The sequence below is a fragment of the Pseudomonas marginalis genome (assembly GCF_024169655.1).
Taxonomy (GTDB): domain Bacteria; phylum Pseudomonadota; class Gammaproteobacteria; order Pseudomonadales; family Pseudomonadaceae; genus Aquipseudomonas; species Aquipseudomonas paraveronii.
This window is the reverse complement of record NZ_JALJWV010000001.1, coordinates 4,171,705-4,187,234: the sequence shown is the minus strand read 5'-3', so window position 1 is coordinate 4,187,234 and position 15,530 is coordinate 4,171,705. Positions and strand designations below refer to the sequence as shown.

Here is a 15,530-nt window from a genome sequence, read left to right as displayed (position 1 = left end):
CCCACGTGACCTTTGGTAGGGGTCACCACTAGGAGAGGAGGCGCCATGCCAACTATTACTCTTCCCGACGGCAGTCAACGTTCATTCGATCATTCGGTTTCCGTAGCCGAGGTCGCCGCATCTATTGGTGCCGGCTTGGCCAAAGCCACCGTGGCCGGCAAGGTCGACGGCAAGCTGGTCGACGCCAGCGACCTGATCACCGCCGATGCCAGCCTGCAAATCATCACGCCCAAGGATCAAGAGGGGCTGGAGATCATTCGCCACTCTTGCGCGCACCTGATTGGCCACGCGGTCAAGCAGCTGTACCCGACGGCGAAAATGGTGATCGGTCCGGTCATTGACGAAGGCTTTTATTACGACATCGCCTACGAGCGTCCTTTTACTCCGGACGACTTGGCTGCGATCGAACAGCGCATGCACGCGCTGATCGAAAAAGATTACGACGTGATCAAGAAAGTCACGCCGCGCGCCGAAGTGATCGACGTGTTCACCGCCCGTGGCGAAGACTACAAGCTGCGCCTGGTGGAAGACATGCCGGACGAGCAGGCCATGGGCCTGTACTACCACGAAGAATACGTCGACATGTGCCGTGGCCCGCACGTGCCGAACACGCGCTTCCTCAAGTCGTTCAAGTTGACCAAGCTGTCCGGCGCCTACTGGCGCGGCGACGCGAAGAACGAGCAGTTGCAGCGCATCTACGGCACGGCCTGGGCTGACAAGAAGCAGTTGGCCGCCTACGTCCAGCGCATCGAAGAAGCCGAGAAGCGCGACCACCGCAAGATCGGTAAGCGCCTGAACCTGTTCCACCTTCAGGAAGAAGCGCCGGGCATGGTGTTCTGGCACCCGAACGGCTGGACCCTGTACCAAGTGCTTGAGCAGTACATGCGCAAGGTTCAGCGCGAAAACGGCTACCTGGAGATCAAGACTCCCCAGGTCGTTGACCGCAGCCTGTGGGAGAAATCCGGGCACTGGGCCAACTACGCCGACAACATGTTCACTACCCAGTCGGAAAACCGCGACTACGCCATCAAGCCGATGAACTGCCCATGCCACGTGCAGGTGTTCAACCAGGGCTTGAAGAGCTACCGCGAGTTGCCGATGCGCCTGGCCGAGTTCGGTGCCTGCCACCGTAACGAGCCGTCGGGTGCGCTGCACGGCATCATGCGCGTGCGCGGCTTCACTCAGGACGACGCCCACATCTTCTGCACCGAAGAGCAGATGCAGGCCGAATCCGCTGCGTTCATCAAGCTGACCATGGACGTTTATCGCGACTTCGGCTTTACCGAAGTCGAAATGAAGCTGTCCACTCGTCCGGAAAAACGCGTCGGTTCCGATGAACTGTGGGATCGCGCCGAAGCGGCACTGGCCGCCGCGCTAGACAGCGCGGGCCTTGCGTATGATCTGCAGCCGGGTGAGGGCGCCTTCTACGGCCCGAAAATCGAGTTCTCGTTGAAAGATTGTCTTGGTCGTGTCTGGCAATGTGGTACTTTGCAGCTCGATTTTAACCTGCCGATCCGTCTGGGAGCCGAATACGTCTCCGAAGACAACAGCCGTAAACACCCGGTTATGTTGCACCGGGCGATCCTCGGCTCGTTCGAACGGTTCGTCGGTATCCTGATCGAGCACTACGAGGGCGCATTCCCCGCGTGGTTGGCTCCGACCCAGGCAGTGATCATGAATATCACTGATAAACAGGCCGATTTTGCTGCTGAAGTTGAAAAAACTCTCAACGAAAGCGGATTTCGTGCCAAGTCCGACTTGAGAAATGAAAAGATCGGCTTTAAAATCCGCGAGCATACTTTGCTCAAGGTTCCCTATCTTTTGGTTATCGGAGATCGGGAAGTCGAGATGCAGACTGTCGCTGTGCGTACTCGTGAAGGTGCTGACCTGGGCTCGATGCCCGTCGCCCAGTTCGCTGAGTTCCTCGCGCAAGCGGTTTCCCGGCGTGGTCGCCCAGATTCGGAGTAATTATTATTAAGCGTGAAATGAGACAAGATAAACGAGCTGCACCGAAAGCCCCGATCAACGAGAATATCTCGGCACGCGAGGTTCGGTTAATTGGGGCTGAGGGTGAGCAGCTTGGGATTGTGTCAATTGAAGACGCGCTTCTTAAGGCTGAAGAAGCCAAGCTCGATTTGGTGGAGATTTCCGCCGATGCTGTACCGCCTGTCTGCAAGCTGATGGACTACGGCAAATCGATCTTCGAGAAGAAGAAGCAGATTGCCGCTGCCAAGAAAAACCAGAAGCAGATCCAGGTTAAAGAAATCAAGTTTCGTCCAGGGACGGAGGAAGGGGATTACCAGGTAAAACTGCGCAACCTGGTACGTTTCCTGAGTGATGGGGACAGGGCCAAGGTATCCTTGCGATTCCGCGGCCGTGAGATGGCCCACCAGGAGCTGGGGATGGAACTCCTCAAGCGGGTTGAAGCTGACCTGCTCGAGTACGGTTCGGTCGAACAGCATCCTAAGATGGAAGGACGCCAACTGATCATGGTCATCGCCCCGAAAAAGAAGAAGTAATCAATAGGGCACGGCAGGCCTTCTGATTATGTTTATCAACTGAATGCGGAGTATCCGAACATGCCAAAGATGAAGACTAAAAGTGGTGCTGCTAAGCGGTTTCTGAAAACTGCTAACGGTATCAAGCACAAGCACGCTTTCAAGAGCCACATCCTGACCAAAATGTCGACCAAGCGTAAGCGTCAACTGCGCGGTAGCAGCTTGCTGCATCCGTCTGACGTGGCAAAAGTCGAGCGCATGCTGCGCCTTCGTTAATTTTTGGATCAAGAATAGAGGAAGTAACTCATGGCTCGTGTTAAGCGTGGCGTCATGGCCCGTAAGCGTCACAAAAAAATTCTGAAACTTGCTAAAGGCTACTACGGCGCGCGTTCACGCGTATTCCGTGTTGCCAAACAAGCGGTAATCAAGGCAGGCCAATACGCCTACCGTGACCGCCGTCAGAAAAAACGTCAGTTCCGCGCTCTGTGGATCGCTCGTATCAACGCTGGTGCTCGTGTTAACGGTCTGTCCTACAGCCGTTTCATCGCTGGCCTGAAAAAAGCGTCCATTGAGATCGACCGTAAGGTTCTGGCTGATCTGGCAGTGAACGAAAAAGCGGCGTTTGCTGCGATTGTCGAGAAAGCTAAAGCCACCTTGGCTTAAGTACCCCCGACAGTCACCCTGGGCTACTCCTGTGGCCCAAGGTGTTAAACGTCATAAATAGGGGAAGAGCCTTCAAGCTCTTCCCCTATTTTGTATCTGGAGTCTGTACATGGAAAACCTGGACGCGCTCGTCGCTCAAGCTCTTGAGGCTGTGCAAAGCGCTGAAGATATCAATGCCCTGGAGCAAATCCGGGTTCACTACCTTGGCAAAAAGGGTGAATTGACTCAGGTGATGAAGACCCTGGGGAATTTGCCGGCTGAAGAGCGTCCGCAAGTCGGTGCGCTGATCAACGTCGCCAAGGAGCGTGTCACAGAGGTTCTCAATGCGCGAAAGGCGTCGCTCGAGGAGGCCGAACTTGCGGCCAAGCTCGCCGCCGAGTCCATTGACGTGACCTTGCCTGGCCGTGGTCAGGCCTCGGGCGGTCTGCATCCGATCACCCGGACTCTGGAGCGTATCGAGCAGTTCTTCACCCATATCGGCTACGGCATCGCCGAAGGCCCTGAGGTCGAAGACGACTATCACAACTTCGAGGCGCTCAACATCCCAGGCCATCACCCGGCCCGGTCGATGCACGACACCTTCTATTTCAACGCAAACATGCTGTTGCGCACCCATACCTCGCCGGTACAGGTCCGCACCATGGAAGCGAACAAGCCGCCGATCCGCATTGTCTGCCCAGGCCGTGTGTACCGCAGCGACTCCGATATTACCCACTCGCCGATGTTCCATCAGGTCGAAGGCCTGCTGGTCGATCGCGATATCAATTTCGCCGACCTCAAAGGCACCATCGAAGAGTTCCTGCGGGTGTTCTTCGAGAAAGAGCTGGCAGTGCGTTTCCGTCCATCGTTCTTCCCGTTCACCGAGCCTTCCGCCGAAGTCGACATGGAATGCGTGATGTGCAGCGGTAAAGGCTGCCGCGTCTGCAAGCAGACCGGCTGGCTGGAAGTAATGGGCTGCGGCATGGTTCACCCCAACGTGCTGCGCATGTCCGGGATCGACCCGGAAGAGTTCTCGGGCTTTGCCTTCGGCATGGGCGTTGAGCGTCTGGCCATGCTGCGTTACGGCGTGAACGACTTGCGTCTGTTCTTCGACAACGACTTGCGGTTCCTCGCGCAATTTCGCTAGTCGTAACGAATCTTTAGGAGAGCAGGATGAAATTCAGTGAACAATGGCTGCGTGGCTGGGTAAGCCCGCAGGTAAGCCGCGACGAGCTGGTTGCTCGTCTGTCGATGGCCGGTCTTGAGGTCGATAGCGTTACTCCGGCCGCCGGCGTATTCAGCGGTGTGGTTGTGGGCGAGGTGCTGAGCACCGAGCAGCACCCCGATGCCGACAAATTGCGTGTGTGTCAGGTCAGCAATGGCGCGGAGACGTTCCAGGTCGTGTGCGGTGCGCCCAATGTGCGCCCGGGCTTGAAGATCCCGTTCGCCATGATCGGTGCCGAACTGCCGGGCGACTTCAAAATCAAGAAAGCCAAGCTGCGTGGCGTTGAGTCCAACGGCATGCTGTGCTCCCAGGTTGAGCTGCAGGTGGGCGAGGGCAATGATGGCCTGATGGAACTGCCGGCCGACGCGCCCGTGGGCCAGGACATCCGTGTCTACCTGGAACTGGAAGACGCCAGCATCGAGGTCGACCTGACCCCGAACCGCGGCGACTGCCTGTCCCTGGCGGGCCTGGCTCGTGAAGTCGGCGCGCTGTACAACGCTCCCGTCACCCGGCCGGTGGTTGCCGCAGTCGCTGCGGTGCATGATGAAGTGCGCCCGATCGAAGTGCTGGTACCCAACGCTTGCCCGCGTTACCTGGGGCGTGTGATCCGTAACGTCGACCTGTCCAAGCCAACGCCGCTGTGGATGGTTGAGCGCCTGCGTCGCGCCGACGTGCGCAGCATCGACGCTGCCGTTGATATCACCAACTATGTGATGATTGAACTCGGCCAGCCGTTGCACGCTTTCGATCTCGCCGAAATCAATGGCGGCATCCGTGTGCGTATGGCGGAAGAAGGCGAGAAGCTGGTTCTGCTCGACGGTCAGGAAGTCAGCCTGCGTGCCGACACCTTGGTGATTGCTGACCATTCCCGCGCCCTGGCAATTGCCGGTGTGATGGGGGGCGAACACAGCGGTGTGTCCGCAACCACGCGTGACATCTTCCTTGAGAGCGCATTCTTCGACCAGATCGCCATCGCTGGCAAGGCTCGCTCCTACGGCCTGCACACTGATGCGTCGCACCGCTACGAGCGTGGCGTTGACTGGAAACTGGCCCGTGAAGCCATGGAGCGCGCCACTGGCCTGCTGCTGGAAATCACCGGTGGCGAGGCGGGCCCGATCACTGAAACCGTCAGCGAACAATACCTGCCGTCGATTGCACCGATCACCCTGCGCGCCAAAAGCGTTGAGCAGATGCTCGGCCTGGTGATCGAGCCGGCTGAAATCGAGCGTCTGCTTTCGGCCCTCGGCCTGGGTATTGCTGCGGGTGAAGCCGGGCAGTGGCGCGTTGAAGTGCCAAGCCATCGCTTCGATATCAGCCTCGAAGTCGACCTGATCGAAGAGCTGGCCCGTCTCTACGGCTACAACCGTCTGCCGGTTCGCTACCCGCAAGCGCGCCTGGCGCCGCAACCCAAGGCTGAAGCGCGCGCGCACCTGCCTGAACTGCGCCGCCTGCTGGTTGCCCGTGGCTATCAGGAAGCGGTGACCTACAGCTTCATCGATCCCAAGCAGTTCGAACTGTTCAACCCAGGCGTCGAGCCGCTGTTGTTGGCCAACCCGATCTCCAACGATATGGCCGCCATGCGTTCGTCGTTGTGGCCAGGCTTGGTGAAAGCGCTTTCCCACAACCTGAACCGCCAGCAAGACCGCGTGCGCATGTTCGAAAGCGGCCTGCGTTTCGTCGGCCAACTGGATGGCTTGAAGCAAGAGCCGATGCTCGCCGGTGTTGTTTGCGGCAGCCGCTTGCCGGAAGGTTGGGCCCAAGGCCGCGATGCGGTGGACTTCTTCGACGTTAAAGCTGACGTGGAAGCCGTATTGGGTTTTGCCGGAGCACTGAACGACTTCACGTTCGTGGCGGGCAGCCACCCGGCGCTGCACCCGGGCCAGACGGCGCGTATCGAGCGCGAAGGTCGCCTGGTGGGTTTCGTCGGCGCGCTTCACCCGGAACTGTCGAAAACCCTCGGTCTCGACCGCCCGGTCTTCGTTTTCGAACTGGTTCTGGCCGAAGTCGCTTCGGGCAAGATGCCGAAATTCAGCGAGCTGTCGCGCTTCCCGGAAGTACGTCGCGACCTGGCGTTGATTGCTGATCGCGAAGTGTCCGCCACGGCTGTTCTGGATGTAATCCGTGAAAATGCAGGCGAATGGCTGACGGACCTCAGGCTATTTGACGTCTATCAGGGTAAAGGCATTGATCCGCATAGAAAAAGCCTTGCAGTTGGCTTGACCTGGCAGCATCCATCGCGCACTCTTAATGACGATGAGGTGAATGCCACGACACAAAATATCCTCACATCGCTTGAACAAAGGTTAAACGCCACGTTAAGGAAGTGACGTATGGGGGCTTTGACGAAAGCTGAGATGGCGGAACGTCTGTACGAAGAGTTGGGTCTGAACAAGCGCGAGGCCAAGGAATTGGTCGAGCTGTTTTTTGAAGAAATCAGACACGCTCTGGAAGACAACGAACAGGTTAAATTGTCCGGTTTCGGTAATTTTGACCTGCGGGACAAACGCCAGCGGCCTGGCCGCAATCCAAAAACGGGAGAAGAAATCCCGATCACGGCTCGCCGTGTGGTCACCTTTCGTCCAGGGCAGAAGTTGAAGGCCCGAGTTGAGGCTTATGCTGGAACCAAGTCATAACGACGAGTTACCCGTCATCCCAGGCAAACGCTACTTCACCATCGGTGAAGTCAGCGAGCTCTGTGCGGTAAAGCCTCACGTGCTGCGCTATTGGGAGCAGGAGTTTCCTCAACTCAACCCCGTCAAACGCACCGGGAACCGTCGGTATTATCAGCGCCAGGATGTGCTGATGATCCGACAGATCCGTGCATTGCTATACGACCAGGGGTTCACCATCAGCGGCGCGCGCCAGCGCATGTCCGGTGATGAAGCCAAAGACGACACCACCCAATACAAGCAGTTGATCCGCCAAATGATCTCCGAACTCGAAGATGTGCTGGTGGTTCTGAAGAAATAATTCAGGCTTTTAAAATACTTCCACATTTCAAAAGCTTGCGGTATATTCCTGATCGCTTCATTGCGAAGCGAACCCAGTAACACGCCTAGTCGGGGCGTAGCGCAGTCCGGTAGCGCACTAGCATGGGGTGCTAGGGGTCGAGTGTTCGAATCACTCCGTCCCGACCATATTTTTCAATGACTTGGCCCAATCTGAAAAGGTTGGGCTTTTTCATGTCTACAAAATTACTCCCACATTTACTCCCACGGATATCATGGATCTTGGTAGCGCTGCCATCTGAGAGGCGTATTTGTGTTGGAGTCTCGTCCGCTGCGCCATATTTGCTTCCACTAAGGCCCTCTGAACGCCTGGAAGCCACGGAAATAGCGGTCTTTAGCCGCTTTTTTCGTTTTCTGGATTCACAGGAATCTATCTCCAGTCACGGTTTTTAAGTACACATTTACATGCCGCAAATCGGGCGACCTTCAACGGATTTTCTGAGCGCGCAGCGGGTATCTGCTGATTGGCAACCTGAAGTCAGGCTATGCGATCAAGGTCGGACAGGATAGATTTGAGGAGACCAAGGAATGAAGCGCTGCGGCATGACTCCTTCGATTATTGATCAGGTCAAGAAGAGCTTTGAGAAAGCCAACGTGAGGAACAACGGTGAGTGCTACTAATGCGATCAACAGGATCGACAAAATCGCAGCTGAATCAGGTAGGCGAGATATTTCTCCGTGGGGGGGGCTTGACGCCTGAGACAATCACTCGACTACTAGCCTCTATGAACGCCGGCAGCCTTTTAGTGGTCTGCGGCGCTGGGCTTTCCATGGATCCTCCTAATAGTCTGCCGTCAGCTAGAGAGGTGGCAAAGCGCTGCTTCGACAAATACCGTCTTGATTTGGATGCAAATTGGGACGTCTCAGACGCGGAAATCCATCCTACACCGGTCGGCGTTCTACGTGTTGTTGCCACTGCACGAAGGACTAAGGTGTGCTAATCGAGGCTTCTGTGCTGCCCGAACGGAGAGCAAACGGCCCTTGGAGCGATCTAGCGCTCCATACCATCGGCTGGCGCGCGTTTCAGGATCTATGCTCGCAAGTATGCGAGGTCGTGCTCGGCCGGCCCGTGGAAATCTTCCGCGAAGCTCAAGACGGCGGTCAGGACGCGGTCTTCCTCATTTCTGCAGAAAACGACGCCCTGTTGATCGGAACCGTGCAATGCAAGCATACGTCCGATGCCGCAAAGGCGTTGAAGCTCAGTGATCTCACCGCCGAGATCGCTCATGTCGAGGAACTGGTCAAAGCCGGCCAAGCAGAAACCTATGTCTTCATGACGAACATGAGCGTAGATGCGCCCATCGCAGCCGCAATGCGTGCCAAACTCCGCGCGCTTGGCGTGCGTAAGCCGCACATTCTCGGTCGCCAGTATATCGTCCGTGTTATCAGGAGCAGCGCGCGCCTCCGGGCCCTCGTTCCGCAGGTCTACGGCCTAGGCGACCTCACCTCGATCGTAGATGAGCGGCTCAGCGAGCAGAGCCGGGCATTGCTTGACAGCTGGATTCCAAAGCTTCGCACCTATGTGCCTACCCAGGCTCATCGCGATGCGGTCAACGCGATCTCTGAGCACGGCGTAGTGCTGCTACTCGGTAATCCTTCTAGCGGTAAATCGGCGATTGGCGCCATCGTGTCGACCATAGCGTCGGAAAATCCAGACAACACCGTACTTGCTCTGACCAGCCCACGCGACTTTGAGGCCGGTTGGAATCCTAATGATCCGGGGCGCTTCTTCTGGATCGACGATGCCTTCGGCTCCAATGTGCTACGCGACGACTATGTGCAGGACTGGACGTCTGCCTTCTCCAAGCTGCGGGCCGCGATCAAGCATGGCAATCGATTTCTTCTAACTTCCCGAAAACATATCTATGAAGCGGCGCGGCGCCGGCTCGGGCAGCGCAACCTTGCCCAATTCGTAGACGGCAGCGCCGTGGTGGATGTTGGCGAGTTGACGTTCGAAGAGAAGACGCAAATTCTCTATAATCATGTAAATTTCGGTGAGCAGAGCCAGAGCTGGCGATCGAGCATCAAACCGCATCTAGCCGCTGTCGCTGCGGTTCGCGATTTTCTCCCTGGGATCGCCGAACGTCTCGGCGACCCAAACTTCACCAAGGGCCTAGCGCCCCGCGAAAGCTCACTCGTACGCTTTATGGAGGAGCCGACAGAGCATCTGATTGATACCGTCAACGCCTTAGATGATCAGCTGCAGGCCGCGCTCATCCTCGTGTATGTCCATCAGGCCGGATTCGATCCTAGCGATCATGACGCTTCGGCCGCACAGGCTGTCGCTGAGCTGACTGGGTACACTCTCACTAAGATTCAGGATTGTTTCGCTGAGCTGAAAGGCTCGTTCCTGAAGCTTTCCGGATCAAAATGGACCTTCGCCCATCCGACGATCTCCGACGCCCTAACGGAGATTCTGCGCCAGAAGCCCCATATGATGGCGGCGCTCATACGAGGCGCGACTATCGACACCATTCTTAGCAGCTTCACGTGCGAAGGCTCGCCGCTCATTCGAGATGCGCTTGTCATCCAGACAACGCTCGACGACGCTCTGGTCGCACGACTTGGCCACACGCCCGACGAATTACACCGCAATTGGATGCTGTTCCACTTCCTTTCCTATCGTTCGAGCGAGGCCGTGTTCGTCAAAGCCGTCGAGCAATTTCCCAATCTACTTCGACGGCCATGCTGGCAATCTGATCTCACTAGCAACGATCCCCAGATCGCCACCTATGCACGTGCTCATCACCTCAGCGTCTTGCCTAACGATCTTCGCTCTGAGGTAGCCGACAGGCTGGAATCAGCCGTGCTCAACGGTCTCGACGTCTCCTTCTTCGACGAGCCACAGATGCTAGCGGTCATACCGCCGCTAAGGCTTATCGGTGTGGGCTTAGCGCTGCGGACAACTGTGCTGCCTTCGCTCGAAGAGAGGATCGATGAGATCGCCGCCGACGCTGACTTGGACGAAGAGCCTGACAACCACTTTAAAAAGCTTCTCGGCGTGCTTGATCGCATTGAGACGACTGGTGTCGACGCGGACGCCACGGCTTTGATCGACAACGCGCGCGATCACGTGAAACGCTCAGTCGAGACGCTTGAAGAGCGCAAGCGCCAGCATGATGAAGGCTCCGAAGACGAAGCGGATTGGACGCACATCGTGACGCAAAAGAAGGAGGAAGCTCCGCCTTCCACCCCCGTCGTGACAAAGCGCTCGGTGTTCGACGATGTCGACAAATAATCGTCGAGACATCAAGCAATCGCACTCCGACGCGTCGGACACATCCTTCTCCGATAGCGCGGAAGCAAGGCGTCCCCTGCGGGGCGGGGCCGCCGCTCAAGCCGGCTTCGACTATCAGCTCGACGTCTCGATCCTCGCAGCCCTGCAACTCCTCCTCATTTCCAAAGCGGCTACGCGCCTGGTGCTGGAACCGGCAAACGAGGAAGATCTGGAGGCGGATCTGGAGCCCAACGTGCCAGGATGCGTACAACCCAGTGCGATTGTCTCTGGCGGATATAAGCTTGTCATCCAGATCAAAATGGACAACGGCGAGCCTTGGTCGATTGAGGATTTCGAGGGTCTGCTCAAGCACGGCTCCGACAAAAAAGGTGGGCGCCGAAAAGCACTGCATCATCTCGACGATCCGAGCACCCGCTATCTGCTCGTGACCAATGCCGACGTCAAGGGGGTCGCGCGTAACCTGCTGGTCGAAGGCTTCGAAGAGGTATCCGACAAGGCAAGCTTCCCTCCGAGCCTTCATTCCACACTGAAAGCTTCGCCCGAAGGCCGCGTCGCGATCTGGGGCAAGCTTACCGAAAAGCAGCTCGCATCAGATATCCGGGAACTGATGTCGGACCTGCTGCATGTCCCGAAGGTCGAGCAGCAAAATCTGATCGCAAAGCTGCGTCTCGAAGCCAAGCGGAGGACCCGAGGCAGCACGCCCGGTCTATGGACGAGCGACGATCTTCTCGCGACGGTAAGGACGCACGGCGGGTTCCTGGCCAGCTCTGCCAGCCTCGAGCATTTCGTGGCGCCTGCGAACTTCGATGAGATGCTCAGAATCCTAAACGACAAGAATGCAGTCGTGATTATGGGCCCTTCAGGTACGGGCAAGACGCAAGCGGCGCTCAAACTATGCGATATCGCGCGACGGCGCGATGGTGCGCTGGAAGTCGTTACCATCGGCGCGGACGATTCGCCGACCAACGTGCGTAAGGTCGTTAACAAAGGATCGACACTCTTCTATGTCGATGATCCGTGGGGCCAATTTAGCCTACGCGGGGGCAGCGAAGCATGGACCGAGCAGCTGCCGCGCCTGCTCGCCAAGGCCACGCTGGATCACCAGTTCGTCATCACGTCCCGCAGCGACATGATGCAGAGCGCCAAAGTCGGGGTGAGTCTCAATACGTGGTCGGTCGAGTTGGATGCCGGCCAGTATCGGGATGGCCAACTCCGCGACATTCATGACAATCGCATGGATCAGCTACCGGCCGCTCTGCAAACCAAGGCGTACGCGTTTCGCAATGAGGTGCTAGACAAGCTTGGGACGCCGCTCGAGATAGAGCTGTATTTCGCCCACATGCAAACCGGCCCCGATGCCGGGGAAGAAGACCATATCTTCTTTCGCCGGCTGCTCGAGTTGGCGCAGCGCGATGCGGTGGAAGGTGTCGTCGTCAGAGCTCTATCATCCATCGACACTTGCGGAACCTCAGCCATCGTTTGGGCGCTGCTGGTGGCGCGCGGCCAGTTCGACCGCGCCCGACTTCACTCTCTTCAACGCACGCTACGTGGACTTGATCGAGCGCTAGGCGATGGCTTGGATCGCCTCGTAGACCGTATGGTCGCGGCCCGCCATCTGCGGCAGCCGGCCCGCACGATCGCCTTCGCTCATCCGAGCGTCCGCCAAGGCTTTGAGGCCTTCGCAAGGGGCTGCTGGGGGCAGAGCGAGTTTGCGATCGAGACCCTGATCTCCGCGCTCGTTCAGCTGCCGTCAACGCACCGCAGCTGGGGCATGGAAACGGCAGCCCGAGTTTATGAAGTTGCTCGCACGTTCGCTGGCCGACAGGACGTTGACCAAGCCTTCGCAATTGACTCCGACAGCCAGGAAGCGATCGATGCCTGGCTGGACGAAAGCCTCATGGACCCCGAATCCAAGTTCGCACCATTGCTGGAGCTGGCGTCCGAGGTAGGTAGCGATGCCTCGATACCAAGCCGCGTGGCGCGATGGCTGTTGAAAGGTACACAGCGGGGGGCTTCCTTCTTCACCCATAACTGGCAGCCGCCGGTCTTTGACGATGCCTGGTACGACACTGTGTCCGCGAGCCCCATCGCGGCCAAAGTCGCCGCCCGATTTATTCGTGAGGAGCTTGGCTTCGACCGAGGGGACTACGGAGCAGACTTCGCCAAGCGGCTCGATCGCTTCGCACCCAACCTGACCGCCGCCTATCTCGACGCCGCGCACGAGATGGTTGGCCACGGCTTCGAGCTTAACGCCAACGCCGTCGCGGCTGGCGCCGTGCGCGATCTAGCAGGGTTCGAGAGGATAGTGCAGGCTGCGTTGGATGACCTCGCGAGCATCCACCGTCAACACGCTAAGAGTGGCCTAGAGGAATGGCGTGCAATTGAGGATGGCGAGCGGGACCATGCCGCTGAAGAGGCCGCGCAGTCGAACCATGAAGGCGACGGTTACACATCCGGCGTCTTCATCGACGCCTACATCCGCCAGCTTCGCGTAGAGGGTCGCTGGCTGCTCCTTGCCAACCATCCGCGCGTAGCGGAGTTGGTCCGTGCCTGGGCACAGGCGCTCTTAACCTCCCCCGGACCGGTGGGTGAAAGCGAGCTTCGAGCCATTCTCGTAGCGGGCAAGGGTATGGATGAGGAGCCATATGTCTGGGCGGCAGCGCGAGAGCACTGGCGCACAGCGCTGGAGCCTACGCTTACGGCGCGGATCAGCTCAGTCCCCTCTGAGGTGGATCTGTGTGACGAGCTTGCGCTCACAGCTTTGAAAGTCGCACCAAAATCCCTGGTCGCCGCATTCCAGGTGAATAGTGGACAGCCTGATCGACAAGTCACCCTGCTAACTGCCATGCAGCGCGCCCGCCGGCAACTCGGGAAAGACAGCCACGCGGCTACACTAAGTCTGATTACAGGCGCGCTTCCAAGGGAACTAAAGGAAATCTACAAAGCGTTCCCGACCAGGAAACGGAAAGCTCGCAAGGTCAACGGTCAGACGCTATTATTCCTGACGGCTTGTGCCTCGCAGCTCGATGCGGATGCGCTCGACCTTGTCGTGCCGGTCATCATCGAAAGCAGTGGCGACGCCTCGCCAGCGATCATCCAGTGGCTGACCCTTGCCAGCCGCACAGAACATGCCGTCAGTGCGACCGAGGCGGCGATTGCGATTGGCGATACCGTCCTTGTTGAGGCTGCGCTTTGCCACCAGCGCGCCGATGCACGCCGTACGGCGCTGTTTCATCTGGCGCCGACATTCCCGGACCCCTTGCCGCCTACAATCCTCGCAATGGCATCCGATCCTGGAAGCCGCGTTCGCCGCGCCCTAGTCGCCCTGCTTGCAGAACGGCCGCACCCGGATCACCTCAAAACGCTGTTGTTTCTGATACATGACACTTGGTCGAGCGCCGAACCGCACTACGATGAACCCGAGAGCTTTGATATTGCGCAAGAGGCGGTCGTTGCCCTTGCAGTGAACGGTCCCTTATCCGATACAATCGGGAATACTCTGCTCGATCTTGCCGCCACAACGGTCGACCGCGCGCTTAGCCGAAATGCCCTGATCGTCGCAGCGAATTGCTGCAGCGCGAGAATCCAGCAGAAAATATCGAACCTCGTCAATATTCCGGAAGCCCGTTGGATACGCCTCGACGCCATTGATGCCCTGGCCGACGCCGATTCCGTAGACCCTAGCATTGTCGAGCATCTGACATCCGCGTTTCTGCTGAGTACGCCGCCAATCCTTGCCGCGTCAGCGGCTCAACTCGTCGGCGCCCATGCTTCCGAGGAAATTGCCCTTAAACTCTTTGAGCGGGTCGCTAACTCGAACAAGCGACGCGCTCTGCTGCTGGTTGGCGCCAACGCTATGGCCAGGCGTGATCGTACGACTGCCGATCGAATCCTCGATCTGCTTGAACCGGATCATCCCGGACGTCAATTGTTGAAGGCTTCCGAACCTCTTTCAGCCTCTATTCTCGACGATCTCGGCAAAGTCCAGTTGAGAGAAGCCGTCCGAAAGCGGCTTGGAGATCGCATTGTCGTACCTTGACCAGCGCAGGGAACGGGCAAGCACAAGCCCGCTAGCTGATCGCTCACCTGAAGTCTGAATCGCCCCGGGTTTCGTAGACACCTTCATAAGCGGGCTTGTGTGCCAGCAAGTCCAATTGCTGAGGATTACTCATGAGGAAGTAGCCAGCTTGGTTTCATCCCCAGTCTCCGAATCGCTCAGCGCCGCCGCTCATTCGCGTTGAGCATATGGCAGGGTTTGCATACAGCTTGGAGTATTGCAGTCTGATGAGCCTCATCGATGAGCTGCAAAGCAGCGTGTCCTGGCGGAAGAGAGAATGGCTCTTTGTCCAGCCAGTCGAAGCGAGAAAATATCTCCTCGACCTGGGAGAGGCTGAGCGTTTGAATAATCTGAGTGACCATAATGTTGAACTCGGGAAGAACGTGGTCAACTTCCGTTGACGGGTGGTTCCCGCACCGTTCGCATATTGGATGCATCGCCCTATAGCTCGAAATTATGGGGTGCGCAGCATCCCGGAGTGCGCGATCCAACCAGGCCATTTCGTCTCGAGGTTCAATGCATTGCGTCCATGAGACCCCGTGCCAGCCATGGTCTGGAAAGTAGCCTTGGAAGTCGTAAGCCGCTCCGGGCCGGTGTAGTTTTCGAAAGAGACTTGGGCGAAGGCTTTGCGCCGCGCAGTGGTAATGCTTCTGGAGTATGAGGTCGGCAATGAGGGCGGACTCAAATTCCTGTCCGAAATCAACTGCCGCGATTTCCTCCCGAATCGCCTCCTTCAGCCGGGTTTTCGTCATTCCTCGAAAGAACTCTTTGCCTCGACCCATTTTTGATTTCCTGGAGTTACATCGTAAGGTCAACCATGTGGTTTCATTTTTTTTCACGGGAGGGATCAGCTTCGGCCTCT

General features: G+C 57.7%; 11 protein-coding genes and 1 tRNA gene. 11 read left to right on the top strand and 1 reads right to left on the bottom strand.

Annotated features, from left to right (window positions below; genetic code table 11):
- Positions 1-45: 45 nt before the first annotated feature.
- From thrS to J2Y83_RS18985, 11 genes are all read left to right on the top strand, one after another.
- Positions 46-1,968 (top strand): threonine--tRNA ligase, encoded by a 1,923-nt coding sequence (thrS, locus tag J2Y83_RS19035; RefSeq protein ID WP_253397493.1) that lies wholly within the window; start codon positions 46-48, stop codon positions 1,966-1,968.
- Complete coding sequence (gene infC, locus J2Y83_RS19030; RefSeq protein ID WP_169851780.1) at positions 1,968-2,519, top strand: translation initiation factor IF-3; 552 nt, start codon at positions 1,968-1,970, stop codon at positions 2,517-2,519. Before thrS ends, infC begins: the two co-directional genes overlap by 1 nt.
- A 60-nt stretch (positions 2,520-2,579) precedes the next feature.
- Entirely contained in the window at positions 2,580-2,774 is a 195-nt protein-coding gene (gene rpmI / locus J2Y83_RS19025; RefSeq protein WP_002553160.1) for a 50S ribosomal protein L35, read from the top strand.
- Positions 2,775-2,804: 30 nt separating this feature from the next.
- Positions 2,805-3,161: a 50S ribosomal protein L20 gene (gene rplT / locus J2Y83_RS19020; protein ID WP_003219940.1), complete on the top strand. Its 357-nt coding sequence runs from the start codon at positions 2,805-2,807 to the stop codon at positions 3,159-3,161.
- Positions 3,162-3,270: 109 nt separating this feature from the next.
- Positions 3,271-4,287 carry a phenylalanine--tRNA ligase subunit alpha gene (pheS, locus tag J2Y83_RS19015; RefSeq protein WP_247395785.1) on the top strand — a complete coding sequence of 339 codons (1,017 nt, stop codon included), beginning with the start codon at positions 3,271-3,273 and terminating at the stop codon, positions 4,285-4,287.
- 26 nt (positions 4,288-4,313) lie between these two features.
- On the top strand, positions 4,314-6,692 hold the full coding sequence (gene pheT, locus J2Y83_RS19010; RefSeq protein ID WP_253397492.1) for a phenylalanine--tRNA ligase subunit beta: 2,379 nt from the start codon (positions 4,314-4,316) through the stop codon (positions 6,690-6,692).
- 3 nt (positions 6,693-6,695) lie between these two features.
- Positions 6,696-6,998, top strand: a complete 303-nt coding sequence (gene ihfA / locus J2Y83_RS19005) for an integration host factor subunit alpha (RefSeq protein WP_002553164.1) — start codon at positions 6,696-6,698, stop codon at positions 6,996-6,998.
- A complete protein-coding gene (locus J2Y83_RS19000) occupies positions 6,979-7,335 on the top strand; it encodes a MerR family transcriptional regulator (RefSeq protein ID WP_003174972.1) in 357 nt (118 codons plus the stop codon). Before ihfA ends, J2Y83_RS19000 begins: the two co-directional genes overlap by 20 nt.
- A gap of 90 nt (positions 7,336-7,425) precedes the next feature.
- Positions 7,426-7,502 (top strand) — tRNA-Pro (locus J2Y83_RS18995).
- 940 nt (positions 7,503-8,442) lie between these two features.
- Positions 8,443-10,611 carry a hypothetical protein gene (locus J2Y83_RS18990; RefSeq protein ID WP_253397491.1) on the top strand — a complete coding sequence of 723 codons (2,169 nt, stop codon included), beginning with the start codon at positions 8,443-8,445 and terminating at the stop codon, positions 10,609-10,611.
- A complete protein-coding gene (locus tag J2Y83_RS18985) occupies positions 10,598-14,650 on the top strand; it encodes a hypothetical protein (protein WP_253397490.1) in 4,053 nt (1,350 codons plus the stop codon). Before J2Y83_RS18990 ends, J2Y83_RS18985 begins: the two co-directional genes overlap by 14 nt.
- Positions 14,651-14,826: 176 nt before the next feature.
- Here J2Y83_RS18985 and J2Y83_RS18980 read toward each other — a convergent pair whose 3' ends face one another.
- Positions 14,827-15,450, bottom strand: coding sequence for a hypothetical protein (locus J2Y83_RS18980; protein ID WP_253397488.1), 624 nt, complete (start codon positions 15,448-15,450; stop codon positions 14,827-14,829).
- Positions 15,451-15,530: the final 80 nt, after the last annotated feature.

What these genes read in the sequence shown, in the direction of transcription:
- thrS (WP_253397493.1), top strand. Translation starts at nt 46, where the DNA reads ATGCCAACTATTACTCTTCCCGACGGCAGTCAACGTTCATTCGATCAT.
- rpmI (WP_002553160.1), top strand. Translation starts at nt 2,580, where the DNA reads ATGCCAAAGATGAAGACTAAAAGTGGTGCTGCTAAGCGGTTTCTGAAA.
- rplT (WP_003219940.1), top strand. Translation starts at nt 2,805, where the DNA reads ATGGCTCGTGTTAAGCGTGGCGTCATGGCCCGTAAGCGTCACAAAAAA.
- pheS (WP_247395785.1), top strand. Translation starts at nt 3,271, where the DNA reads ATGGAAAACCTGGACGCGCTCGTCGCTCAAGCTCTTGAGGCTGTGCAA.
- pheT (WP_253397492.1), top strand. Translation starts at nt 4,314, where the DNA reads ATGAAATTCAGTGAACAATGGCTGCGTGGCTGGGTAAGCCCGCAGGTA.
- ihfA (WP_002553164.1), top strand. Translation starts at nt 6,696, where the DNA reads ATGGGGGCTTTGACGAAAGCTGAGATGGCGGAACGTCTGTACGAAGAG.
- J2Y83_RS19000 (WP_003174972.1), top strand. Translation starts at nt 6,979, where the DNA reads ATGCTGGAACCAAGTCATAACGACGAGTTACCCGTCATCCCAGGCAAA.
- J2Y83_RS18985 (WP_253397490.1), top strand. Translation starts at nt 10,598, where the DNA reads ATGTCGACAAATAATCGTCGAGACATCAAGCAATCGCACTCCGACGCG.
- J2Y83_RS18980 (WP_253397488.1), bottom strand. Translation starts at nt 15,450, where the DNA reads ATGGGTCGAGGCAAAGAGTTCTTTCGAGGAATGACGAAAACCCGGCTG.